15 protein-coding genes are annotated in these 24395 nt (G+C 64.6%); 10 read left to right on the forward strand and 5 right to left on the reverse strand.

The features are described from left to right. Window positions 1-24: 24 nt before the first annotated feature. Window positions 25-3132 carry a bifunctional proline dehydrogenase/L-glutamate gamma-semialdehyde dehydrogenase PutA gene (gene putA, locus J2X44_RS01915; RefSeq protein ID WP_310087594.1) on the forward strand — a complete coding sequence of 1036 codons (3108 nt, stop codon included), beginning with the start codon at window positions 25-27 and terminating at the stop codon, window positions 3130-3132. 18 nt (window positions 3133-3150) lie between these two features. Here the strand turns inward: putA and J2X44_RS01920 are convergent, their stop codons facing one another. Both J2X44_RS01920 and J2X44_RS01925 read right to left on the reverse strand, forming a co-directional pair. After that, window positions 3151-3831: a hypothetical protein gene (locus J2X44_RS01920; RefSeq protein WP_310087595.1), complete on the reverse strand. Its 681-nt coding sequence runs from the start codon at window positions 3829-3831 to the stop codon at window positions 3151-3153. Between the two features lie 22 nt (window positions 3832-3853). Continuing rightward, the gene (locus J2X44_RS01925) at window positions 3854-4804 is read right to left on the reverse strand and encodes a tetratricopeptide repeat protein (RefSeq protein ID WP_310087596.1); all 951 of its coding nucleotides are present in this window, start codon (window positions 4802-4804) and stop codon (window positions 3854-3856) included. A 160-nt stretch (window positions 4805-4964) separates the two neighbouring features. Here J2X44_RS01925 and gdhA point away from each other — a divergent pair, with 160 nt between their 5' ends. From gdhA to J2X44_RS01950, 5 genes are read left to right on the forward strand one after another with little or no spacing between them, the layout of a single operon-like run. After that, window positions 4965-6320 (forward strand): NADP-specific glutamate dehydrogenase, encoded by a 1356-nt coding sequence (gene gdhA, locus J2X44_RS01930; protein WP_310087597.1) that lies wholly within the window; start codon window positions 4965-4967, stop codon window positions 6318-6320. A 40-nt stretch (window positions 6321-6360) separates the two neighbouring features. Further along, window positions 6361-7815, forward strand: coding sequence for a multiheme c-type cytochrome (locus tag J2X44_RS01935; RefSeq protein WP_310087598.1), 1455 nt, complete (start codon window positions 6361-6363; stop codon window positions 7813-7815). Between the two features lie 4 nt (window positions 7816-7819). Continuing rightward, window positions 7820-9793 (forward strand): heme-binding protein, encoded by a 1974-nt coding sequence (locus tag J2X44_RS01940; protein ID WP_310087599.1) that lies wholly within the window; start codon window positions 7820-7822, stop codon window positions 9791-9793. Window positions 9794-9796: 3 nt separating this feature from the next. Further along, a complete protein-coding gene (locus J2X44_RS01945; RefSeq protein WP_310087600.1) occupies window positions 9797-11725 on the forward strand; it encodes a hypothetical protein in 1929 nt (642 codons plus the stop codon). Between the two features lie 5 nt (window positions 11726-11730). Further along, the gene (locus tag J2X44_RS01950; RefSeq protein WP_405053385.1) at window positions 11731-16053 is read left to right on the forward strand and encodes a hypothetical protein; all 4323 of its coding nucleotides are present in this window, start codon (window positions 11731-11733) and stop codon (window positions 16051-16053) included. A gap of 375 nt (window positions 16054-16428) precedes the next feature. Here the strand turns inward: J2X44_RS01950 and J2X44_RS01955 are convergent, their stop codons facing one another. Next, window positions 16429-18522, reverse strand: a complete 2094-nt coding sequence (locus J2X44_RS01955) for a bifunctional (p)ppGpp synthetase/guanosine-3',5'-bis(diphosphate) 3'-pyrophosphohydrolase (protein ID WP_310087601.1) — start codon at window positions 18520-18522, stop codon at window positions 16429-16431. Between the two features lie 127 nt (window positions 18523-18649). Between J2X44_RS01955 and J2X44_RS01960 the strand changes: the two genes are divergently transcribed. The 4 genes from J2X44_RS01960 to J2X44_RS01975 all read left to right on the forward strand — a co-directional run bounded on the left by J2X44_RS01960 (window position 18650) and on the right by J2X44_RS01975 (window position 22153). Next, on the forward strand, window positions 18650-19534 hold the full coding sequence (locus tag J2X44_RS01960) for a glycosyltransferase (RefSeq protein ID WP_310087602.1): 885 nt from the start codon (window positions 18650-18652) through the stop codon (window positions 19532-19534). Between the two features lie 105 nt (window positions 19535-19639). Beyond that, window positions 19640-20161, forward strand: a complete 522-nt coding sequence (locus J2X44_RS01965) for a helix-turn-helix domain-containing protein (protein WP_310087603.1) — start codon at window positions 19640-19642, stop codon at window positions 20159-20161. A gap of 64 nt (window positions 20162-20225) precedes the next feature. Next, window positions 20226-21350, forward strand: a complete 1125-nt coding sequence (locus J2X44_RS01970) for a histidine kinase (RefSeq protein ID WP_310088308.1) — start codon at window positions 20226-20228, stop codon at window positions 21348-21350. Beyond that, window positions 21347-22153 (forward strand): LytTR family DNA-binding domain-containing protein, encoded by an 807-nt coding sequence (locus J2X44_RS01975; protein ID WP_310087604.1) that lies wholly within the window; start codon window positions 21347-21349, stop codon window positions 22151-22153. Before J2X44_RS01970 ends, J2X44_RS01975 begins: the two co-directional genes overlap by 4 nt. A 38-nt stretch (window positions 22154-22191) precedes the next feature. On the opposite strand, the gene ribA is transcribed toward J2X44_RS01975, so the two are convergent. Beyond that, window positions 22192-23256: a GTP cyclohydrolase II gene (ribA, locus tag J2X44_RS01980; RefSeq protein ID WP_310087606.1), complete on the reverse strand. Its 1065-nt coding sequence runs from the start codon at window positions 23254-23256 to the stop codon at window positions 22192-22194. After that, window positions 23253-24047, reverse strand: a complete 795-nt coding sequence (locus J2X44_RS01985; protein WP_310087607.1) for an exodeoxyribonuclease III — start codon at window positions 24045-24047, stop codon at window positions 23253-23255. The genes ribA and J2X44_RS01985 overlap by 4 nt, the downstream gene beginning before the upstream one ends. Window positions 24048-24395: the final 348 nt, after the last annotated feature.

Genomic DNA, 24395 nt, shown 5'->3' on the forward strand with positions numbered 1-24395 from the left:
GCCGTCCTGCGATATGCTGCGCGTATGACCCAGCCCAACGATCGCGCCGCCCTCCGCGTCCCCCTTCGCACTCTGGCCCGTCGCAGCGAAGCCGACATCGTCGCCGACCTGCGCGCGGCGCTTGCGACGTCGCCCGCCAGCGTCGAGGCGGTGACCCGGCGCGGGCTCGACCTGATCCGCAAGGCAAAAGCCGAAGGCGACCGCGAGACGCTCGTCGCGCAGCTGATGAACCGCTACCGGCTGTCGACCGAAGAGGGCGTCGTGCTGATGTGCCTCGCCGAGGCGCTGCTGCGCGTCCCCGACAGCGCGACCGCCAATGCGCTGATTCGCGACAAGATCGCCGGACGCCATTGGAAGGAAGGCGACGACGAGGATAGCCCGCTGATCGTCGCCTTGTCGGCGCGCGGCCTGTCGCTGGGGTCGGCGACCTTGATGCTCGATGCGATGGGCAGCAAGGCGAACCCGCTCACCTTGCTCAAATCGATGGTGCGCCGTTCGGGCGAGCCGGTGATCCGCCAGGCGGCGCTCGCGGCGATGAAGCTGCTCGGCCAGCAATTCGTGATGGGCGAGACGATCGACGCCGCGGTCAAGCGCGCCGATAAGGAAAAGTCGGAGCTTGCCAGCTTCGACATGCTCGGCGAAGCGGCGCGCACCGCGGAGGACGCGGCGCGCTATTACGACAGCTACGCCGACGCCATTACGCGCATTGGCCGCGACGCGAAGCCCGGTGATCCGCACGCCAACCACGGGATTTCGATCAAGCTGTCGGCGCTCCATCCGCGCTACGAATATCTTCAGCGCGACCGGGTGATCGGCGAACTGGTGCCGCGGGTGATCGAACTCGCCCGCGCGGCCCGCGCGGTCAACATCCCGCTGATGATCGATGCCGAGGAAAGCGACCGGCTGGAACCGCATATGGATGTGTTTGCGGCGCTGATCGACGCCGGTGTCGCCGATGGCTGGACCGGGCTTGGTATCGTGATCCAGGCGTATCAGAAGCGCGCGCCAGCGGTGATCGAATGGCTTGCCGATTGCGCCCGCGCGCGCGGCGTGAAGCTGTCGATGCGGCTCGTCAAGGGCGCCTATTGGGACACCGAGATCAAGCGCGCGCAGACGCTGGGCTTAAGCGATTTTCCGGTGTTCACCGCGAAACTGCACACCGATCTCAACTATATGCGCTGCGCCCAGCTGCTGCGGGACGCGCAGGATTGCATTTATCCGGCGTTCGCCAGCCACAATGCGATGACGCTGGCGTTTGTGGCCGAACTGTTCGCGGGCGCCGATTACGAGCTCCAGCGGCTGCACGGGATGGGCGAAGGCGCGCATGATGCGCTGGTCGCGCTGTTCCCGCCGCCGCGCCCGGTGCGCGTCTATGCGCCGGTGGGGACGCATCGCGACCTGCTGGCCTACCTCGTCCGCCGTCTGCTCGAAAATGGCGCTAACTCCAGCTTCGTGCACCAGTTTTCGGATCCCGACGTCAGCGCCGAACAGCTCGCGGTCGATCCGCGCAGCGTCGCTAGCGCGGCGGTGCCGACGATCGCGACCGGCGCCGCGCTGTTCGATCCGGTGCGGCGTAATTCGCGTGGTTATGACCTCGGCGACCCCGGTATCCCCGAAGCCTTGGTCGCCGCAATCGGCGCGGCGCGGCGCAGCGACCGGGTTGCCGCGCCGATCATTGGCGGCGTAGCGCGCGACGGGGCGGGTGAGCCGGTCCACAACCCGGCGACGGGCGCGGTCATCGGGCAGGTCATCGAAGCCGACCGGGCCATGGTCGATGCCGCGGTCGCCGCGGCGCGCTCGGCACAGACCAACTGGAGTCTGGCCGGTGGCACGTTCCGCGCCGAGCGGCTTGAACGCGCGGCCGATCTGCTCGAAGAGCATGATGCGCTGTTCCTGGGCCTCGCGATCGACGAGGCCGGCAAGACGCTGATCGATGCGATTGCCGAGGTGCGCGAGGCGGTCGATTTCCTGCGCTATTATGCGGGGCAAGCGCGCGCCGATTTCACCTACCCCGTGGCGCTGCCCGGCCCGACCGGCGAACGCAACGAGCTGATGCTCGAGGGCAAGGGGGTGTTCGTCGCGATCAGCCCGTGGAATTTCCCGCTCGCGATCTTCCTTGGCCAGGTGGCGGCGGCGCTTGCGGCAGGGAACAGTGTCCTAGCCAAGCCTGCCGAGCAGACCCCGCTGATCGCGCACGTCGCGGTCGAACTGCTGCTCGAAGCGGGCGTTCCCGGCGATGTATTGCATTACCTCCCCGGTCGCGGCGAGACCGTCGGTGCGGCGCTGACCGGTCATCCCGACATCAGCGGCGTCGCCTTCACCGGCTCGACCGAGGTCGCGCGCGCGATCAATCGCGGACTGGCGATGCGCGACGGCCCGATCGCGACGCTGATTGCGGAGACTGGCGGCGCCAACGCGATGATCGTCGATTCGACTGCACTGCCCGAACAGGTCGCGCGCGATGCCGTTGCCAGTGCATTCCAGTCGGCAGGCCAGCGCTGTTCGGCGCTGCGCCTGCTGTGCGTACAGGAAGATGTCGCCGACACGATGATCGCCATGGTCGCGGGGGCGATGGCCGAACTGAATGTCGGCGATCCGGCGCTGCTATCGACCGATGTCGGCCCGATCATCGACGACGAGGCGCAGGCGAATATCGCCGCTTATGTCGCCGCGGCGCGCGCCGAAGGCCGGGTGATCGCCGAAGCAGAACGGACTACCCTGCCCGCGAGCGGCCATTTTGTGCCGCCGGTGGTGATCCGCCTGGATCGTGTCACCGATCTGAAGCGCGAGATTTTCGGCCCGGTGCTGCATGTCGCGACGTGGAAAGGCGGCGAACTCGATGCGCTGATCGATGCGATCAATGCGTCGGGTTACGGTCTGACGCTAGGCGTCCATACCCGCATCGACGGGGTCGCAGCGCATATCGCGGCGCGCGCGGCGGTCGGCAACGTCTATGTCAACCGCAACCAGATCGGCGCGATCGTCGGCTCGCAGCCGTTCGGCGGCCGCGGGCTGTCGGGGACGGGTCCAAAGGCCGGCGGCCCGCATTATCTGCACCGCTTCGCCGAGGAAAAGACGATCAGCACCGACATCACCGCAGCGGGCGGCAATGCGGCGCTGATGGCGGGCTGACGCGCCGCTGTCCCCAGGCTAGTTCGCGCGCCCGTCGGCGGCAGCCAGCGTATCGGCAAGCGCGCGCGCCCGGCGCAGCTGAACCGCGACGCTGTTTGCTTTCGCGGGATCGTCATAGGAATAGACGAACAGCATCTTGCCGCCGACGATGGTGCCGCAACCGCCGACCGCGATCGGATAGGTCGCAATGGCGCTCGCCACCTTGATCTCGCCGCCCATATAGATGCAGACATTGTCGTTGCCGCGCGGTCTGATCTCGCCGCTCAGGTCGACTTTTGTTCCCATTGCATCGGACAATCCCTCTTCCGCGCTGCCCAGCGCGACAGTGCCGTCCTTGTAGATCGGCAGCGCGAGTTCCTTGACCATCATCGCGATGAAATCGGCCCGCGTCATCGCCGGAAATTCGGCCCGCGGCGACTTGATCAGATAATAGTCGTATTTGAGGTCCTTGGCGCTGTCGCGATGTTCGCAGCGGATCAGCATGGCGGGCGTCTCATTCTCCAGATCGCCTTTGGCCAGCAAATCGGCAGCCTGCTTTGCCTGACCGGTGGGCAGGCAATAGCCATCGGGCCCGCGGCCGGTGATCGCGACATCGTCGATGGTAAAATTCAGCGGGCTTGCCGCGAGCGCACTGCTGGCCGCCGCGGTCGCCGTCACCGCGATCAGGGCTTTCAGTCCTATGGCCGTTGCATTCTTCATTCCATTCCCCCTTGATTGAAACTCAAGCCCCCGGAACACCCAGAAGCTGCGCTTGTGCCTTCAATCGCCTCGCGGCGGCCGGATTGGCGGCAATCCCGTCCTTCAGCGCCTGTGCGGCCTTTGCTGATTCGCCCAGCGTCATCCGGCTACGCATCAGCATGATCCAGCGGTCGACGTCGGCGGGATTGGCCTTCAGCTTCGCCTCCAGCCCATCGACCATGCCCTTGATCATCTGATCCTGCTGCCCCTTGGGCAATTGCGATGCTGCTTCCATATCCGACCGGCTCGGTCCCGGGATCGCGCGCGCCGCGACCGGCATTTCGTCGGCGGTCAGCGGGCGCGCCTGGGTGCTGGCGAGGCGGCTGGCGACGTCGATCTTGTGGATCGCGCCAACTTGCTCGATCGTGCGGCGCAGGTCCGCCTCCCACGGCGCGCCCTGCGGCGTGTCGGCGAGCAGCGCGAACCAGTCGTCGATCGCGCCGCGATGGTCGCCGCCAATATCTTTTTTGACCGCCAGGAAATAGCGCGCTCGCGGATCCTTGGCATCGAGCGCGATCGCCTTGTCGAACGCGGACAGGGCGGCGGTGGGCATCGGGTCGCTGTCGCTGCCCATCACCCGCGCCTCACCCAGCGCCGACCATAGCCCCGCCGACTCGGGCGACAGCGCCGTCGCTTTTTCATACGCCGCCGCGGCCCCGGCAAAATCGCTGAGGTCGAATCGCGCCGCGCCGAGCGCCGTCCACGCCTCGGCGCTGTTCGGCTCGCTTTGGGTGCGGGCTTCGAGGGCGGCGAGTTGGTCGGACGGCGCAGTGCCGCTCCGTGCGATCGGATCGGCGGTCGCTGGGGCTGAGTCGCGCCAGATCGCATAGCCGATCGCCGCCGCGAGCAGCACGCAGGCGGCAATCAATATCGCCCGGTTGGTGCCGGTCATGCCCCGGTTGGCGTCCGCCCTCATGCCGTTGGTCTCGTTCATTTTTGCCCCTGTGCGTGGTCCCGCGAAAAATTGCCGCCTGTGCGCGCTGTCATATTGCCTTTGTTTGGCGATGGTGTAGCCTTTGACATACAAGGTCGGTCAACGATTAAAATATCGTCGGGGTCGCACCGGCTTTCCCAGTCATTCAGGGGAGGGGTGCATGGCAGTTTCGGATCACGTCGATTTTGCGACGTTCATGGAAGGCGTGAAAAAGCGGAACCCGGGGCAACCCGAGTTCGTCCAAGCGGTGCAGGAGGTGTCGGAGGACATCTTCGATTTCATCGCCGACAAGGAAGAATATCACGCGCAGCAGATTTTGCGGCGCATCGCCGAACCTGACCGGGTGGTGTCGTTCCGCGTCTGCTGGGAGGACGACAACGGCAATATCCGTGTCCAGCGCGGCTGGCGCGTCCAGAACAACAATGCCATCGGCCCGTACAAGGGCGGCATCCGTTTCCACCCGTCGGTCACCGAATCGGTGCTCAAATTCCTGGCGTTCGAACAGACGTTCAAAAATGCGCTGACCGGGCTGCCGATGGGCGGCGGCAAGGGCGGATCGAATTTCAATCCCAAGGGCAAGAGCGTGCGCGAGATCATGCGCTTTTGCCAGAGCTTCATGACCGAACTCTATCGCCACATCGGCGCCGACATCGACGTTCCGGCGGGCGACATCGGCGTCGGCGGGCGCGAAATCGGCTTCATGTTCGGCCAGTACAAACGGATCACCAACGAATTTACCGGGGTGCTGACCGGCAAGGGGCTCGAATGGGGCGGCTCGCTGATCCGCACCGAAGCGACGGGTTATGGCGCGGTGTATTTCCTCGCCAATATGCTCGCCGCCAAAGGGCAGGATCTGACCGGCAAGACCGCGGTCATCTCGGGCTCGGGCAATGTCGCGACCCATGCGGCGGAAAAGATCGTCCAGCTCGGCGGCAAGGTGCTGACCCTGTCCGATTCGGGCGGCTTCATTCACGACCCTGACGGCATCGATCAGGAAAAGATCAATTGGGTCAAAACGCACAAGACCCACCGCCGCGGCCGGATCGAGGACTATTGCGACGAGTATAAGGGTGCGAGCTTTACCGCGGGCAAGACGCCGTGGGGGGTCAAATGCGACGTTGCGCTGCCATGTGCGACCCAGAACGAGCTGCTCGGCGACGACGCGCGCGAACTGGTGAAGAACGGCTGTATTGCGGTGAGCGAAGGCGCCAACATGCCGACCAACCTGGAGGGCGTGCACGTCTTCAAGGACGCGAAGATCATGTTCGCACCGGGCAAGGCCGCCAACGCCGGCGGGGTCGCGGTGTCGGGACTGGAAATGAGCCAGAACAGCGGCCGCCGCAGCTGGAGCGAGCCTGAGTTGCAGCAGATGCTGAAAGACATCATGGACGGCATCCACAAAAGCTGCATCACCTATGGCGATCAGGGCGGCGGCTATATCGATTATGTAAAGGGCGCAAATATCGGCGGTTTCAAGAAAGTAGCTGACGCGATGCTGGCGTTCGGGGTGGTTTAGGCGCAAAAGCGTTCAGCCAGAAAATAAGGGGACTCTGGGCATGACGACCGACGCGATTTCGGGGCGCGGCGCGCGACCGTGGGCGGCCATATCGGCGTTCGCGGTGCTGCTGCTTGCGCTCGCGATCGCGGCGTTCGTCTTTGCTGCACCCGCGCAGTCGCAGGTTGAGCCCGCCGCGCGCTACACCGGGGTCGCCTCGTGCGCTGGATCGACCTGTCACGGCCGCATGGAGGGCGATGGCGCCGTCGTTCGCCAGGACGAGTTGATGAAATGGCAAGAGCCCTCGACCCCCGGCGGCGCGCACAGCCGTGCCTGGGCGGTGCTCAGCAACAACCGCAGCCAGTTCATCGCGCGCAACCTCGGCATCAGCGATCCCGCCACCGCGCAGATGTGCATTGGCTGTCACGCGACGGCCGGGGCGGTCGCCGCCAAGGGCGCGATGCGCGGGAGCGTGCCGACCGAGGACGGCGTCGGCTGCGAATCGTGCCACGGCCCCGCGGGGGGCTGGCTCGCGAGCCATTATGCCGGGGTCGGCACCAGCGCCAATCCCGACGCCGAAATGCGCGACAAACATCTCGCCAACCTGTCGGCGGGGCTGAAAAAGCTCGAAGATCCGGTGGTCCGCGCCGGGGTGTGCGTCGATTGCCATTTCGGATCGGCCAGCGACGGGCAATTCGTCACCCACCGCATCATGGCGGCGGGCCATCCGCGCATTGCGTTCGAGCTCGACCTCTTCTCGTCGCTGCAAGCGCATCATCAGGAGGATGCCGATTATGGCTGGCGCAAGTTCGGCGCCGCCAATGGGCGTACCGACCATGTCCAGATGTGGGCGGTGGGGCAGGCGACGGCGATCGAACGCAGCCTGACGCTGTTCCAGTCGCGGCGCGGGACCGAGGGGATGTTCCCCGAATTCTATTTCCTCGATTGCCACAGCTGTCACCGCCGCATCTTCGATCAGGCAAAGCCGGTGCGCACCGGGGTCGATAATCCGGGGCGCCAGATTCCCGAAGGCATGCCGCCCTATAATGACGAAAACCTGATCATGCTCGCAGCCGCCGCCCGCATGGCGTCGCCCGCGCTGGCCGACCAGCTCGCAGCGCGCACCGCGGCGTTCCACAAGGCGATGGCAACCGACCGGGCGAGCGCGGTGGCGGCGGCGGCGCAACTGGCGCAGACGGTGGCGGCGCTCAAAAGCGCGTTCGCGGCGCGCAGCTTTTCCGGCGCCGATGCCTTTGCGATGGTAGACGCGATTTCGGCGAAAGCGATCGGCGACCGCTTCACCGACTATTCGGGGTCGCAGCAGGCGGTGATGGGGGTCGATACTTTGCTCAACGCGATGGTGTCGTCGGGCCGCGTCACTGTCGGCGCGGCGGCGGGCATCCGCAGCGATATCGACCGCGCCTATGCCGCGGTGAAGGATCCCAATGCGTATAAGCCCGCCGAATTCCAGGCTTCGCTGGGTAGTGCGGTGCGCGCAATCCGGGCGCTGCGGTAAGGTCATGCAGGGCAAGGCCCATCTCTTCCGCTCGGCGGCCTTTGCGGCGATGGGGGCGTTGCTGCTGACATCGTGCGGCGGTGGTGGGGGCGGCAGCAGTACGCCAACCCCCAGCCCGGCGCCCGCACCGACGCCGACCCCGACCGGCGGTCTCTATACCCCGCCCGCCGCCGAGGCGCTGACCGTCGCCGATGTCGAGCGCGTGCTGGCGCAGGCCATATCGGAAGCGCAGGCGCGCAGCCTCCCGTCGGTGATCGCGGTGACCGACCGCGTCGGCAATGTGCTTGGCGTGTTCCGCATGACCGGCGCGCGCGCGACCGCGACGACATCGGCGGCGCCCAATGGCGTCCATATCGACGCGCAGAATGTGACATTTCCCGCCGAGGGTGGCGCGATCGCCAAGGCGGTGACCGGCGCTTATCTGTCGAGCGGCGGCAATGCGTTTTCGACCCGCACCGCCAGCCAGATCGTCCAGGAACATTTCCCGCCCGCGCCGACGACGGTCGGGCTGGAGAGCGGTCCGTTGTTCGGCGTGCAGTTCAGCCAGCTGCCGTGCAGCGACCTGTCGGCGCGCTTTGGCGCGGTGGGCAGTGCGGCGCTGATCGGCCCCAAACGCTCGCCGCTCGGCCTCGCCGCCGATCCGGGCGGACTGCCGCTCTATAAAAACGGGGTTCTCGTCGGCGGCATCGGGGTGATGGGCGACGGCGTCTATGGCAGCGACCCCAATATCCTCGACATCGACAATGATCCCGAAGAATTCATCGCGCTGGCGGGGACGCGCGGGTTCGAGGCACCGTCGGCGATCACCGCCGACAAGATCACCGTTGACGGGACCAGCCTGCGCTTTTCCGACGCGACCTTTGCCGGGGTGATGACCAGCGGCAGTGCCAGCTTTGCCAGCGTCAATGGCACCGCGGGCAATCTGGTCGCGGTGATCGGCTATGCCAATGCCGCGGTGACTGCCGGTATCGCTTATGGCAGCGAAGCGTCGGGAATCCGCGCCGCGACCACTGCCGAGTTTTCGAACCGCGATGCCTTTGTTCTGACCAATGGCAGCGGCACCAATCGCTATCCGCTGCGCGCCGGTGCCGACGGCGCCACCAACAGCGCCCCGCTGACGCTGGCCGAAGCGCGCGCGGTGCTGGAGGAAGCGTTCACGGTGATGAGCCGCGCCCGCGCGCAGATCCGCCGCCCGCTCGACAGCCGCGCGCAGGTGACGATCAGCATCGTCGATACCCACGGGTCTGTGCTCGGCATCGTGCGCTCACCCGACGCGCCGATTTTCGGCACCGACGTCAGCTTGCAGAAGGCGCGCACCGCGGCGTTTTTCTCGAGCGCGCAAGCCGGAACCGAGCTGAACGCCAATGCCAGCGCCGACATCCGCCAGTTCGTTCCGGCAACGCGCAGTTTTCTGAACGATCCGGCGGCGCTGACCGGCAATGTCGCCTACGCCGATCGCGCGATCGGCAACCTTGCGCGGCCCTATTTCCCCGATGGCGAGGTCGGGCGTCCGAACGGCCCGCTGTCGCGCCCGATTGCCCAGTTCAATCCTTTCTCGACCGGGCTGCAATCGGCGCTGATCATTGGCAATCTCGGCGCGCATCTGGGATTTGTGTCGGGCGCCAGTCCGACGGATACGCCGCAACGCTGCACGACTCTGCCCGATGTCGCGGCGGGGCAGAACCGGCTACAGAACGGCATCCAGATATTCCCCGGTTCGGTCCCGATCTATCGCGGCAATCAACTGGTCGGCGCGATCGGGGTGTCGGGCGACGGCATCGATCAGGACGATATGATCAGCTTTCTGGGCGCGCACAATGGCGGCGCGCGCGTCGGCGGCATCGGAAATGCGCCCAAACCGCTGCGGTCGGACAATGTCGTCGTCAGCGTCGGCGCCGGGGTGCGGCTGCGCTACATCAGCTGCCCGTTTGCGCCGTTCCTCGACAGCGCGGCGCAAAATGTCTGCGACGGGCTGTAGGCGATGATGACGGGGGGCAGCCTGTGGCCGATCATCGCAACGCTCGCGGCGCAGGGCGCGCCGGGGGGTGAGGTGACGCCGCCGCCCTTACCGGACGATCCCGCGGTCGCCGCGAATGCCGCGACCGCGCCAGAGCCCGCCGACGAACTGACCCCGCCGCCGCCGCCCGTCGACTGGCAGGACATGATCAAGGACGATCTGGTCACCCAGATCATCGACGGGCGTCGCCGCCCCGGTTACCGCCCCGACCTGCCCGACGCTTTGACGCAGGACAATGTCGGCGCGCTCCGCCCGCCGCCGCCGCAGGCATTTCCGGGGATGGAGGACCAGTTGCCGGTTCCCGACCGCTGGCGCCTGATCGAGAGTCTGGGGGTGGTCAAGGAACGCTGGTTCGACCCCTATCACCAGAACACCTACAAGGGCGACCGCGCGATCGACCGCAGCAAGGTGCCGTGGCTGCCGATCAAGGGCGACGACTGGTTCATCGTCGCCAATGCGGTATCCGACACAGTGTTCGAGCCGCGCACCTTCCCGATCCCGGTCGGGGTCCAGACCACCGAACGCCCCGGCAGTCTCGACGTGTTCGGCAAGGACCGCAGCTTTGTTTTCGCGCAGACCTTCATCGTCGGCGCGGCGCTGATCAAGGGATCGACCGCGTTCAAGCCGCCCGACATCGAATATCGCGTGACGCTCGCCTATCAGGCCAATTATGTCGACGTTCCCGAACGGCGCGTGCTCGACGTGCGACCGTCGAAGGCGAGCCATCGCTACGACTCGTTCCTTGGCGTGCAGGAATTGTTCGTCGACAAGCATCTCGGCAACACGTCCGACCGCTATGATTTCTACTCGGTGCGGCTCGGCATCCAGCCGTTCCAGAGCGATTTTCGCGGCTTCCTGTTCAACGACAGCCAGCTGGGCATTCGCCTGTTCGGCAACCGCGACAACAACCGTTTCCAGTATAATTTCGCGGCCTTCTGGCGACTCGAAAAGGACACCAATTCGGGTCTCAACGACATCACCCAGACCCCGCGCGACGACTTCATTCTGACCGCCAACCTCTATCGCCAGGATTTCCCGTTCGTCGGGCTGACCAGCCAGGTCAGCGTGACCTATAATATGAACCGCGAAAAGAACGACGTGCAGATCGACCATAACGGCTTTCCGGTGCGTCCGGCGCTGCTCGGCGACCTGCGTGGGCGCGAATATGACGTCGTATATCTGGGCTATAGCGCCGATGGGCGGATCGGGCGGATCAACCTGACCGCCAGCTTCTATGCGGCGCTGGGTGAGGACCGGAACAGTTTCTTCACCAGCAAACCAGCGCAAATCCGTGCCGGTTTCGGTGCGGTCGAGCTCAGTTATGACTATGACTGGATGCGCTTCCGCCTGTCGGGGCTCTACGCCACCGGCGACGGCGATCCCTATAATAACACCGAAGGCGGCTTCGACGCGATCTTTGAAAACCCGATCTTCGGCGGCGCCGATACCAGCTACTGGATCCGCCAGACGATCCCCTTCGCGGGCGGCGGGCGCGTCATCTCGATCAACGGCCGCAACGGCATCCTGAACTCACTGCGCTCGTCGAAGGAGGAGGGGCAATCGAACTTCAACAATCCCGGCACGGTGTTTGTCGGCGTCGGCGCCGATTTCGATCTGACCCCCGAATTTCGCGTCAGCGCCAATGCCAATCATCTGTGGTTCGCCGACACGTCGAGCCTGCAGGCGCTGCGCACCGAAGGGTCGATCCCCAAGGATATCGGCTTCGACCTGTCGGTCGCGACGATCTGGCGGCCAAAGGCGACGCAGAACATCGTCGGGCGCCTCAGCGGCGCAGTGCTGCTGCCGGGCAAGGGGTTCAAGGATCTGTTCGACAACAAGCAGAAGAACGACGCCTATGTGTCGATCCTCGCCAATGTGATTTTGAGTTTTTGATGATGATGCGCAAACTCTTTGCCCTGCTGGCCTTCCTCGCGATGTGCGCCGCCTTTGGCGCCAGCGTCGGGCGCGCTGCGGAAGAAGAGAAGCCGCTCAAGATCACCTATCGCTTCACCCCGCCCGCACCGCGCGAGCAGAGCGAGGCGGATGTCGCCGCGAAGTCGGAGGGCTGCTACAGCTGCCACACCCGCACCGACCAGCCGTCGATGCACGCGACCCCCGCAGTGCGATTGGGCTGCACCGATTGCCACGGCGGCGACGCGAGCCAGGTCGGCACCCCGTCGCTCGGCTATAAACATCCGACGAACAAGGCGGTGATGGCGCTTGCGCATCCGCAGCCGACCTTGCCCGGCGCCTGGCACGACAGCTCGGCCAATCCGCAGCGCAGCTACACCTTGCTCAACAAGGAATCGCCCGAATTCATCCGCTTCGTGAATCCCAGCGATTACCGCGTCGCGCGCGAGGCGTGCGGCGCGTGCCACCTCGAAGTGATCGAGGCGACCGAACGCTCGCTGATGTCGACGTCGGCGATGCTGTGGGGCGGTGCGGCCTATAACAATGGCATCGTGCCGTATAAAAATTACGTGTTCGGCGAGGCTTATACGCGCGACGGCAAGCCCGCATGCATCCTCTCGCCCTCGTCGCGGCTGACGAAGGAAGAATATGCCGAGGCGTGCAAGCCAGGCTTCGGCTTCGACAAGATCCTGACCGATGACGAGAAAAAGCGTGGCGCGCTCGCAAAGATGTATCCGCTGCCGCGCTGGAGCGTCATCCCGCCCGGCGATGTCTTCCGCGTCTTCGAACGCGGCGGACGTAACATCAACACCCAATTCCCCGAAATCGGCTTGCCCAATCCGACCGGCAGCATCCAGCGGCTCGAGGAGCCGGGGCGTCCCGACCTCAAACAATCGAACCGCGGTCCTGGCACCGGGCTGCGCGTTGCGATCCCGGTGCTCAACATCCACAAGACGCGCCTCAACGATCCGCTGATGTGGTTCATGGGCACCAACGACCAGCCGGGCGATTATCGCCACTCGGGCTGTTCGGGCTGCCATGTCGTTTATGCCAACGACCGCGAGCCGCGGCATAGTCTGACCTATGCCAAGTTCGGCCGCGACGGCGAGACCGACACCGTCGATCCGACGATCCGCGAAAAACTATGGGCGGGCGATGCGCATGGCGGCGACAAGAAGCCCGCGGGCGGCGGTCATGCCGATGCCTCGCATATGGCCCCCGACGACGGCTTTGTCGGCGGGACCGGACATGGCGGGTTGATCGACCCCGCCGCCGTAACCGCCGGCGCGCCGCAGCGCGAGCCGCGCCCGCGCCGCGAATCGGGGCACCCGATCAGCCACGCCTTCACCCGCGCCATCCCGACATCGCAGTGCATGACGTGTCACATGCACCAGCCGAACATCTTCCTGAACTCGTACCTCGGCTACACGATGTGGGATTATGAATCCGACGCGCCGCAAATGTGGCCCGGCCCCGACAACACGGCGCCGCGCCCGCCGGGGATGAGCGACGCGGAATATCAGAAGACATACAAGCAGCAGCGCTATCCGACCGCCGCCGAGGCGCACAAGGTGCTCGAACGCAACCCCGAGGCTGCCGCCACGCGCGGGCTGTGGGCCGATGTCGAGTTCCTGCGCGACGTCTATGACGTCAACGACAGCAACAAGGACACCCAGTTCGCCGACTATCATGGCCACGGCTGGAACTTTCGCGGCATCTTCAAGCGCGACCGGAGCGGCAATCTGCTGACCGCCGACGGCAACATGTCGACCTATGGCACCGACACCGCGAACATCATCGACCCGAAGGATCCCGAAAAATGGCGCAAAAGCTGTAGTCATTATACCGATTCCAAGGAGCGCGACCTCTGCTTGTCGAGCGCCGATCCGGGCAAGCCGGGGGTCGAGGGCAAGTTCGTGCCGCCGGGCATCAACCCCGGCAAGTCGGTCCATATGATGGACATCCACGCCGAAAAGGGGATGCAGTGCGCCGACTGCCATTTTGCGCAGGACAGCCATGGCAATGGCTATATCCAGGGCGAGGTCGCCAATGCGGTCGAGATCAGCTGCAAGGATTGCCACGGCACCGCCGATGCGTTCCCCAACCTGCTCACGTCGAACGTCGCGGCGCGGCCGCAGGGCAATAATCTCGCGCTGCTGCGCAATCCCGACGGGCGGCGGCGCTTTGAATTCCAGTATAACGACGACGCCGAAGTGATCGGGTTGATCCAGCGCTCGATTGTCGATCCCAAGCTCGAATGGCAGGTCAGTCTGGTCAAGCAGGCGGTGGCCCCGGGGCCGCATTTCAACGCCAAGGCGGCGCGCGCGAAGCTGATGGCGCGGGCGGGGAGCGACGACGGCAAGTTTGAGTGGGGACCGGGGGTCGCGAAGGAAGATCGCGCCCATGGCGATGACAAGCTGACCTGCTTCACCTGCCACCTGTCATGGACGACCAGCTGCGGCGGGTGCCATTTGCCGATCGAGGCGAACTGGAAAACCAAGATGCACCATTTCGAGGGGGAGGAGACGCGCAACTTCGCGACCTACAACCCACAGGTGGCGCGCGACGAGATGTTCCAGCTTGGCCGCCACCAACTGACCAAACCCGGCGAACCCGGCCCGAACGGCGAGGTGCGCGGCATCATCACCCCGGTGCGCTCCACGTCGGCGCTGATCCTGTCGTCGACCAACATCAACCGCGAACGCATCTATGTGCAGCAGCCGCCGATCTCGTCGGCGGGCTATTCCAGCCAGGCCTTCGCCCCGCATTTCCCGCACACGGTGCGCCGCCAGGAAACCAAGCAGTGCAGCGACTGCCATGTGTCGGCGAACGACGACAATAATGCGATCATGGCGCAGCTGAACCTGCTCGGCACCAACTTCGTCAACTTCGTCGGCTTGAACATCTGGTCGGGGATGGAGGATGGCTTCCAGGCGACCCGCGTCACCGAATGGGACGAGCCGCAGGCGGTGATCGGCAGCTACCTCCACAAATATAGCTACCCCGATTACTGGAAGCTGCACGTCGACCAGAACGGTCGCGAGCTGAAAAAATGGGTGCGCGGCAAGATTTTCGACAAAAAGGGATCGGGCGAAACGCAGGCGCTCGAAGAGTTTGAGAATATCGTTCAGGACACCAGCGGCCGCGTCAACTGTCTGCAACAGCGCGGCGAATATATGTTCGTCGCCGAAGGGCGCGGCGGTTTCCGCATCTATGACGTTGCCTCGATCGGCAACAAGGGTTTCTCCGAACGGATCATCCGTTCGCCCTTCTCGGCGCTTGGCCATGACACGCATGTGAAGACGAAGAACGCGACGTGCATGGCGATCGCGACGACCCAGCCGATCAGCGTCAGCCGCAACGAGAATATCGTCAAGAATTTCCCCGAGAACCACGAGCAGGTGATGCACGACATCTATCGCTATGCGGTGATCACCGACAGCGTCGAGGGGCTGGTGCTGGTCGATATCGACACGATGGCCGACGGCGAATTCCGCAACAACAAGCTGACCCGCGCGCTGACCTGGAATGAGGGCAATGTGCTGGCGGGCGCGCGGCATGTGACGCTCGCGGGCAGCATGGCCTATATCACCACCGATGCGGGGCTGGTCGTGCTCGACCTGACGGTGCCGCTCCAGCCCAAGGTCACCGCGCAGTTGCCGCTGACCGATGCGCGCGCATCTGCGGTGCAGTTTCGCTACCTCTGGGTCACCGATGCCGAGGGGGTGAAGCTGTTCGATGTCACCAATCTGGCGGTGCCGGTCGCGGTGCCCGCGGGAACGGTGCGGCTGGCCAATGCGCGCAAAATCTATCTCGCGCGCACCTATATGTATGTCGCGGCGAAGCAGGACGGGCTGGTGATCGTCGACGTGACGCGCCCCGCGGCGCCGATCGTCTGGCCGGGGCTGACCTTTGGCGGCACGATGGCCGATGCGGAGGATGTCATCGTCGCCTCGACCAACGCGTCGCTGTTCGGCTATGTCGCTGACGGGCGCGGCGGCATCAAGGTGATCCAGCTGACCAGCCCCGACAATCCCGGCCTCTACGGCTTCTCGCCCAAACCGACGCCCGAACTGATCGCCTGGGCCAAGACGCCGTCGCCAGCTCTGGCGCTGTCGAAGGGGCTCGATCGCGACCGGGCGGTCGACGAAACCGGCGGCCAGATGGCGGTGTTCGGGCGGCTCGGTTCGCGCCCGTTCACCCGGCCCGAGATGGAGAAGCTGTTCCTGAACAGCAGAGGGCTGGTCTACAAGGTCCGCGACGAGGTCGATCAGAGCGGCTGGCGGCCGCCGCTGCTTTACGCAAATTGAGGGCAGGGTCCGCTAGCGACCGGAAGCGGACATAAACTTTCGTCATCCCGGACTTGATCCGGGATCCATCCGCCCTCTCAAGATTCCCACGGCGCAAGGGGTCTTGGACCCCGGATCAAGTCCGGGGTGACGAGGGTGGGGAATGGCAGCTCCCCACCCCATAGCGGACACGAGTCTTCAAATAGGCCTTTCCTACATTTTTCCCCTGTGCCAGCCTTCATCCCGGCTCTTTCATTCGGTGGATAAGCGCGGTTGCAACGCCGCTGGTGGGAGCAGCCACGGTCTGACGAGTCCAGCACGCCGCGACTTCCAAAACGGCGGCGCGTAAGGCTGAACTTTCCTGAACTTTGGAATTTGCGAAAGCGGACGCAGCGCCTACTGCCGCTCGGCCTGCACCACGCTGTCCGACGCGCGCAAGGCGGACAAAATCCGCATCACATGGTGGACATCGCGCACTTCGACGACGACGTCATAGGTGTGGAAACCGCCTTCGCGGTTCGACAGGCGCAAATTGGTGATGTTCGCTGAATTGGCGGCGAGGATGCCCGACATTTCGGCGAGCGTGCCGGGTTCGTTCAGGATGACGATGCACAGCCGCGCATTGCCGCCCTCGCTGTCTTCCTGCCAGCGCAGGTCGATCCAGTCGGCATCGACCCCGTCGGCCAAGCTGGGGCAGTCGATGACATGCACTTCGATCCCCTCGTCCGCGCGGGCGAGGCCGACGATACGGTCGCCGGGCACGGGGTGGCAGCAGTCGGCGAGCTGATAGGCGACGCCGGGGGTCAGCCCCGCGATCGACACCGCAGCGCCCTGCCCGAACTTGCCCGGCTTCGCCTTGATCTCTGCCGTGATGCCGGGGACCAAGGCTTCGAGCACCATATTGTCGGTCAGCCGCTGCTTGGCGATTGCCACATAGAGCGCGCTGTCGCTGTCGAGTTTGAGCCGAGTGAGCGCCGCGGCGCGCGCCTTGTCGCCCACCTTGTTCGGCAGGCGCAGCGCGATCTCGTCGTACATCTTGCGCCCCAGTGCGGCGAGCTCGACCTTTTCCTTTGATCGCACATGGCGGCGGATCGCGGCGCGCGCCTTGCCGGTGACGGCAAAGCCCAGCCAGGCGGGCTGCGGCGTCTGCTTGTCGGACGACAGGATTTCGACCGTATCGCCATTGTTGAGCTGGGTGCGCAGCGGCACCAACCGCCCATTGACCTTGGCGCCGACGGTGCGGTCGCCCAGCCCGGTGTGAACGGCATAGGCGAAATCGACCGGGGTCGCCCCCTTCGGCAACTGATGCAGGCTGCCCTTTGGGGTGAAGGCGAAGATGCGATCCTGATACATCGCGATCCGCGTGTTTTCGAGAAACTCCTCAGGATCGTGCGTTTGTTCGAGGATTTCGATGAGGTCACGGATCCACCCCGCCTGCCCGTCGGGCGCGGCGCCGCCCTGTTTATACGCCCAGTGCGCAGCAAAGCCGAATTCGGACTGCTGATGCATCCCCAGGCTGCGAATCTGGATTTCGATCCGCATATTCTGTTGGTGCATGATCGTAGTGTGCAGCGACTTGTAACCGTTGCGTTTCGGCGTCGAGATATAGTCCTTGAACCGTCCGGGGACCATTTTCCACTTGCGGTGGAGCAGGCCGAGCGCCGCGTAGCAATCGGCATCGGTCGGGGTGATGATGCGAAACGCGATGATGTCGGTGACCTGTTCGAAACTGACGTGGCGTTCCTGCATCTTGCGCCAGATCGAATAGGGATGCTTCTCGCGCCCCGACACATCGGCCTCGATGCCGTGCTTGGCCAGCAGCTCTTTGAACTCGCGGCTGATCGCCGCGACCTTGTCCTTGCCGCCCGCGGTCAGCTTGGCGAGGCGGCCGGTGATCGTCGCATAGGCTTCGGGCTCCAGCTCGCTGAACGCCAGCAGCTGCATCTCGCGCATATATTCATACATGCCGATCCGCTCGGCAAGCGGGGCATAGATGTCCATCGTCTCCTTGGCGATGCGGCGGCGCTTTTCCGGATTCTGGATGAAATGCAGCGTGCGCATATTGTGCAGCCGGTCGGCGAGCTTGACCAGCAGCACCCGGATGTCGTCGGACATCGCGAGCAGGAATTTGCGCAGATTTTCGGCGGCGCGCTCGTTCTCGGTCTGCGCCTCGATCTTCGACAGCTTGGTCACCCCGTCAACCAGCCGCCCGACGTCGGCGCCGAACAACCGCTCGATCTCTTCCGGGGTGGTCAGCGTATCTTCGAGCGTGTCATGGAGCAGCGCGGTGACGATCGTCTCGCTGTCGAGATGCAGGTCGGTCAAAATCCCCGCAACCTCGACCGGATGACTGAAATAGGGATCGCCCGACGCGCGCTTCTGGCTGCCATGCTTCTGCACCGTGAACACATAGGCGCGATTGAGCAGCGCCTCGTCGACGTCGGGATCATAAGCGCGGACGCGCTCGACAAGTTCATATTGGCGCAGCATCGCGTCCAATGTCGTTCATGTTGCCCCAATTGCAATGCGAAATTTGATTGCGCCGCTCCCCAAGGCGTTAGCAACTTTGGTAAAGGCGATTGGAAGCATCGTTCGCGCGGAGTAGGGCTGGGCATTGATGGGGACCGAAGCTCTCGATTCGACCGCGCCGCCGCGGGTGTCGATGGTGATGCCCGTGCACAACGGTGCACGCTGGCTGGCCGACGCCATTGATTCGGTGCTGGCCCAGGACTTCGCCGATTTCGAACTGATCCTGGTCGATGATGCGTCGCGCGACGCCTCGCCGGCGATCATGGCCCAAGCCGCAGCGCGCGATCCGCGGGTCCGGTTGCTGCGGCTCGACGCCAATGTCGGGCTGCCCGCGGCGCTCAATCATGGCTTCGCCGCGGCGCGCGGCGACCTGCACAGCTGGACGTCGGACGACAATATCCTGCGCCCGGCAATGCTTCGCCGCCTCGTCGCGACGCTGGACACGCATCCCGACGCCGATGTCGCCCACGCCGATTTCATGCTGATCGACGAAGCCGGGAGCGACCTCGGCCGGTCGCGGGTCGGGCCGATCGATCGGCTGCTCTATGGCAACAATATCGGCGCCTGCTTCCTCTACCGCGCCCGGGTGACCGAAGCCCTCGGTGGCTATGATACTCAGTTGTTCGGGGTCGAGGATTATGATTTCTGGCTCCGCGCCGCGCAGCGGTTCACTTTCGTCGCGCTGCACGAGGATCTGTATCTGTATCGCAAGCATGGCGGCAGCCTGACCAGCCAGCGTGCCGAGCAGATTCAGGCGCTGACCGCCAAGGTCGTCGAACGCGCGCTGCCCGCCGCGCTGCCCGCGCGCAGCCGCAGCGAAATCCTGCTGGGTCTGGCTCTTCGCAGCAGTCGCCGCTGGCGGCTGGACCTGGTGCGCCGTGCCTTTCGCGCCGACCCGTGGCATGTCGCGGCGCGATTGCCCGCGCTGGCGCGCTGGTCGCTCGTGGTCGCGCGCAACCGGATGGCGACCTGACGCCTGCATCCGCGCGGAATGTCTGCCCAGCCATCGGTTGCGAAATGCAACGCAGGCTCTATATTTTTTTAGCACGGGGGTCGATTTTACGTTAGGGCTTGGGTCATGACAAAATTACGCGAGCTGCTGAACGACATGGATGGGGGCAATTGCGCCCTGCCGCTGGCGCTGGAAGCGATGGGCGAACGCTGGTCGTTCATGATCCTGCGCGCCGCCTTTAACGGCGTCCATCATTTCGAGGAATTTCAGCAGGAACTGAACATCGCCCGCAATATCCTGTCGAACCGGCTGTCGCGGCTGGTCGATCATGGCATCATGGCGCGCGAAGTCATGACCGAAGACCGCCGCAAGGTGCGGTATCAGCTGACCGAAAAGGGCATCGAGCTGCTGCCCGCGATGATCGCGCTGCGCCAATGGGGCGAAAAATGGGGCGCCGGCGTGCCGTCGACTCCGGTGCTGGTCGATGCCCGCGACGAACAGCCGATCGGGCCGGTGACGCTGACCGCGCACGATGGGCGGGTGATCAATTACAAGGAATTGTTGTGGAAGCACCGCGCCGAACTCCAGCCGCTCGGCCAAGCGCGCGTCCGTGCCGACGCCGGACTGGCGCCGGTGGCTGCCGAATGACGAGCGGCGTCAGGTTCCGGCCCCGCCCGCACGGCCGCTGACCATCGCACCCCACCGCACCCCGATGCCGCTGTTTCGCCTGTCCTCGCCCGGCCCGTTTTTCGACAACAAGGTCCGCGCTTTCTGGAACTTGCAACTGTTGGGCTGGGCCGCGTGGCTCGGCCTGCGCGGCGTGTCGGGACTTGCCTATGGCCAGCCGTTCACTTTTTTGATCCCGCAGACGATTTCGGCGATCACCGGCTTCTCTCTCACGCTGATTCTGGCCGTATGCTATCGCGCGTTGATCAGCCGCCGTCCCTTGTTGATGTGGGGCGTCAGCTTCGGCCTCGCCGGCTTTGCAACGGCGCTCTGGGCATTCATCGACGCCTGGGTCGCGCAAATTCAGAACCCGGCGGGCGAGACCGGCTTCACCAGCCTGCTGCTCGGCGCGATGTATATCAACGCGACCTCCCTCGCCGCATGGTCGGCGCTATATTTCGCGATCAACTATTTCCTTCAGCTCGAAGAACAGAATGACCGCGTTCTGCGGCTCGAAGCGCAGGCGGCGTCGGCGCAGCTGGCGATGCTGCGTTATCAGCTCAACCCGCATTTCCTGTTCAACACGCTGAACAGCATTTCGACGCTGGTGCTGCTCAAACAGTCCGAACCCGCCAACGCCATGCTGTCGCGGCTGTCGGCGTTCCTGCGCTACACGCTGGCCAATGAACCCACCGCGCAGGTCACGCTGGCGCAGGAGATCGAGACGCTGAAGCTGTATCTCGACATCGAAAAAATGCGCTTCGAGGAGCGGCTGCGGCCGCATTTCGCGATCGATCCGCAGGTGGCGCGGGCGCGTTTGCCCTCGCTGCTGCTGCAACCCTTGGTCGAAAACGCCATCAAATATGCGGTCACGCCGCAGGAGGACGGCGCCGACATCACGCTTTCGGCGCAACTGGCCGGTCAAAATGTTCGGATTACCGTGTCCGACACCGGCGCGGGATTGCCAGTCGATGGCACGGCCCCCACCACGGGCCTTGCAACGGAATCGACCGGCGTGGGTTTAGCCAATATCAGGGACCGTCTGGCGCAGGCTTTTGGCGACCAGCACCGGTTCGATGCCCAACGCGGCGCTGATGGCGGATTCACGGTGATTATCGAGTTTCCGTTTCAGCCCGATGGGCAAATGACGATTGGAACCGAACCGACATGACGATCAGAACCATCCTGGTGGATGATGAAAAACTGGCCACCCAAGGCCTGCAACTACGGCTGGAGCCGCATGCGGACGTCGAAATCGTCGATACCGCGCAAAATGGCCGCGAGGCGATCCGCAAGATCAAGACCCACAAACCCGACCTGGTATTTCTGGACATCCAGATGCCGGGATTTGACGGCTTTTCGGTGATTCAGGGATTGATGGAGGTCGAACCGCCGCTGGTGGTGTTCGTCACCGCCTATTCCGACCATGCGATCCGCGCCTTCGAGGCGCAGGCGGTCGATTATCTGGTCAAGCCGGTCGAGCCCGAACGGCTTGCCGACGCACTTGATCGGGTGCGCCAGCGGCTCACCGAAAAACGCGGGGCGGCTGAGGTCGAACGCTTGAAAACGGTGCTGGCCGAAGTCGCGCCCGATGCCGCCGACGATTATGGTAGCGAAAATGCGCCCGACGCGCATGCCGCCGACCGCTACGAAAAGATGATCAACATCAAGGATCGCGGCCAGATTTTCCGCGTCGACGTCGATAGCATCGAACGCATCGATGCTGCGGGCGACTACATGTGTATCTACACCGCCGACAACAGCCTGATCCTGCGCGAGACGATGAAAGATCTGGAAAAGCGGCTCGACCCGCGCAATTTCCAGCGCGTCCACCGCTCGACGATCGTCAACCTGTCACAGGTCAAGCAGGTCAAGCCGCACACCAATGGCGAATGTTTCCTGGTGCTGGGTTCCGGCGCGCAGGTGAAGGTCAGCCGCAGCTATCGCGACGTGGTGGCGCGGTTCGTGCATTAAATAAACGTCGCCCCCGCCTTCGCGGGGGCGACGCGTAATCAGAGCTGGTGCCCGGTCCGGTCGCGCTTCGTTGCAAGATATTGTTCGTTAAACTTGTTCGTCGGCAGCGCCAGCGGCAGTCGCTCAACCACCGCGACGCCCTCCCTTTCCAAACGCGCGACCTTTTCGGGATTGTTGGTCATCAGCCGGATGCGCGGGATATTGAGCAATTCCAACATCCGCCCGGCGATCGCAAAGTCGCGCGCCTCGACCGGAAAGCCCAGCCGCAGATTGGCATCGACGGTGTCATAGCCTTGGTCCTGTAGCGCATAGGCGCGCAGCTTGTTGACCAGCCCGATGCCGCGCCCCTCCTGTCGCAGATAGAGCAACACCCCCCACGGGGCGTCCGCCATCGCGTGAAGCGCCGCATGGAGCTGCGGTCCACAATCGCATTTGAGGCTACCGAGCACGTCGCCGGTCAGGCATTCGCTGTGCAGTCGCACCACCGGCGGGTTGCCGTCGCGTTGGCCGATGACCAGCGCGACATGATCCGACGCCTCTTCGGGTGAGCGAAAAGCGATGATTTCTGCGCTCTCGCTCGCCGCGACCGGCAGGCGCGCGCGCGCGGCAATCGTCAGCCGGGTCGGATCAAGCAAAGTCGCGACATCGTCGGCCGCGCACGATGTTTCGGTTTCACCGGCCGCCTCGCGAACGAAAAACGCGGGCAGCAGCCCGGCGTGGCGCGCCATCGTCATCGCGGCGGCAGCGGCCGTCTCGCCGCCGGTCGCCAAAGTGCGAAACGGCCCTTTGAGCGGATGGGCCAGGTCGAGCGCGGGATCGGCGATGGCCAGCGCTGCCGCAACACTGTCAGCGGCATTGGTCAAGCGAACTGCGCCGGGTGCGGCGGCGGCGCGCTGGTTGGTCAGCTTGAGTGTCACCGCCCGCTCGCCGGAGAGCAGGACGTCAGCGGCACCAAATTCCGCGAGCGTGGTATCGCTGGCGCTTTCGACGGCCAGCAGGTCGAGCGTGCCGTCGCTGGCCGCGACGCGAAACGGCCAACCGCGGCGCAGCGCGTCGATCGCACGCGCCGCCTGACGGGCGCCCCGATGGTTGACCTCGCTCAAAAAGCGAATTCCGTCACCAAAGGGATATGATCCGATGGCCGTTCCCAGTTGCGCGCGGGCTGGACGACGCGGTGTGACACCGCTTTTTCCAACAGGTCGGGGGTCACCCACATATGGTCGAGGCGGCGGCCGCGGTTCGACGCCTCCCAATCCTTGGCGCGGTAACTCCACCAGGTGAACAAAGGCGTGGGCGCCGCGATGAAGTGGCGGCCGAGGTCGACCCAGTTCGATGCCGCCTGCAACCGCGCGAGCGTCTCGACCTCAACCGGCGTATGGCTGACGACGTCGAGCAACGCCTTGTGGTTCCACACATCGCTCTCCAGCGGCGCGACGTTGAAATCGCCGGTGAGGACGGTCGGGACGCCGTTCAGCGCCCCCGACCATTCGGTCATGCGGCCAAAGAAATCGAGCTTCTGGCCGAATTTGGGGTTGAGATTGCGGTCGGGAATGTCGCCGCCCGCGGGGATATAGACATTGTCGAGCCGCACCCCCGACGGCAGGGTCACGCCGACGTGGCGCGCCTCGCCATTCGCTTGCCAGTCATATTTGCGGACGTCGGTCAGCGGCACCTTGCTGACGATCGCGACGCCATGGTGCATCCGCTGGCCATGGGTAACAATATGGGTGTAGCCCAGTGCCCGGAACATATCGGGCGGAAAAGTGCCGCATTCGACCTTGGTTTCCTGCAGGCAGAGGATGTCGGGCGCTTCTTCGTGCAGGAATTTTTCGACGATGCCGATGCGGGCGCGGACGCTGTTGATATTCCACGAAGCGATGCTGGTGCGAGTCATCCGGTGGCTCTATCGGCGCGGCGCGCGCGGTGCAACGGCGATACGGAAGGCGCGAGTCCCGGGAATCATAAACCCCCGTTCCAGGGGCGGTGGAACGGGGGTTCAAGGTCAGCGTTCGTCACGCTCTTGAATGAAGACACCGGGCAATCCGGGTGGGGCAACAGGGGGAAACCCAAATCCGGGGCCGTGTTGGCGTCTTCGAGAGTTGAAATAGCCGGGCTTCCCTGTCGCCAAGCTGAACGAAAATCGGCGGTTCACCGCCAGTTTTGCAGTTCGTCGATGCTGGGCGGCGGTTGGGCGGAAAAAGGCCGGAGATTTCTGACAAAAAATCCCCGGCCCGATATTTTT

The sequence above is a fragment of the Sphingopyxis sp. BE259 genome (assembly GCF_031457495.1).
Taxonomy (GTDB): domain Bacteria; phylum Pseudomonadota; class Alphaproteobacteria; order Sphingomonadales; family Sphingomonadaceae; genus Sphingopyxis.

What these genes read in the sequence shown, in the direction of transcription:
- putA (WP_310087594.1), top strand. Translation starts at nt 25, where the DNA reads ATGACCCAGCCCAACGATCGCGCCGCCCTCCGCGTCCCCCTTCGCACT.
- J2X44_RS01965 (WP_310087603.1), top strand. Translation starts at nt 19,640, where the DNA reads ATGACAAAATTACGCGAGCTGCTGAACGACATGGATGGGGGCAATTGC.
- J2X44_RS01985 (WP_310087607.1), bottom strand. Translation starts at nt 24,047, where the DNA reads ATGACTCGCACCAGCATCGCTTCGTGGAATATCAACAGCGTCCGCGCC.
- J2X44_RS01950 (WP_405053385.1), top strand. Translation starts at nt 11,731, where the DNA reads ATGCGCAAACTCTTTGCCCTGCTGGCCTTCCTCGCGATGTGCGCCGCC.
- J2X44_RS01960 (WP_310087602.1), top strand. Translation starts at nt 18,650, where the DNA reads ATGGGGACCGAAGCTCTCGATTCGACCGCGCCGCCGCGGGTGTCGATG.
- J2X44_RS01935 (WP_310087598.1), top strand. Translation starts at nt 6,361, where the DNA reads ATGACGACCGACGCGATTTCGGGGCGCGGCGCGCGACCGTGGGCGGCC.
- gdhA (WP_310087597.1), top strand. Translation starts at nt 4,965, where the DNA reads ATGGCAGTTTCGGATCACGTCGATTTTGCGACGTTCATGGAAGGCGTG.
- J2X44_RS01925 (WP_310087596.1), bottom strand. Translation starts at nt 4,804, where the DNA reads ATGAACGAGACCAACGGCATGAGGGCGGACGCCAACCGGGGCATGACC.
- J2X44_RS01955 (WP_310087601.1), bottom strand. Translation starts at nt 18,522, where the DNA reads ATGCTGCGCCAATATGAACTTGTCGAGCGCGTCCGCGCTTATGATCCC.
- J2X44_RS01945 (WP_310087600.1), top strand. Translation starts at nt 9,797, where the DNA reads ATGATGACGGGGGGCAGCCTGTGGCCGATCATCGCAACGCTCGCGGCG.
- J2X44_RS01975 (WP_310087604.1), top strand. Translation starts at nt 21,347, where the DNA reads ATGACGATCAGAACCATCCTGGTGGATGATGAAAAACTGGCCACCCAA.
- J2X44_RS01970 (WP_310088308.1), top strand. Translation starts at nt 20,226, where the DNA reads ATGCCGCTGTTTCGCCTGTCCTCGCCCGGCCCGTTTTTCGACAACAAG.
- J2X44_RS01920 (WP_310087595.1), bottom strand. Translation starts at nt 3,831, where the DNA reads ATGAAGAATGCAACGGCCATAGGACTGAAAGCCCTGATCGCGGTGACG.
- J2X44_RS01940 (WP_310087599.1), top strand. Translation starts at nt 7,820, where the DNA reads ATGCAGGGCAAGGCCCATCTCTTCCGCTCGGCGGCCTTTGCGGCGATG.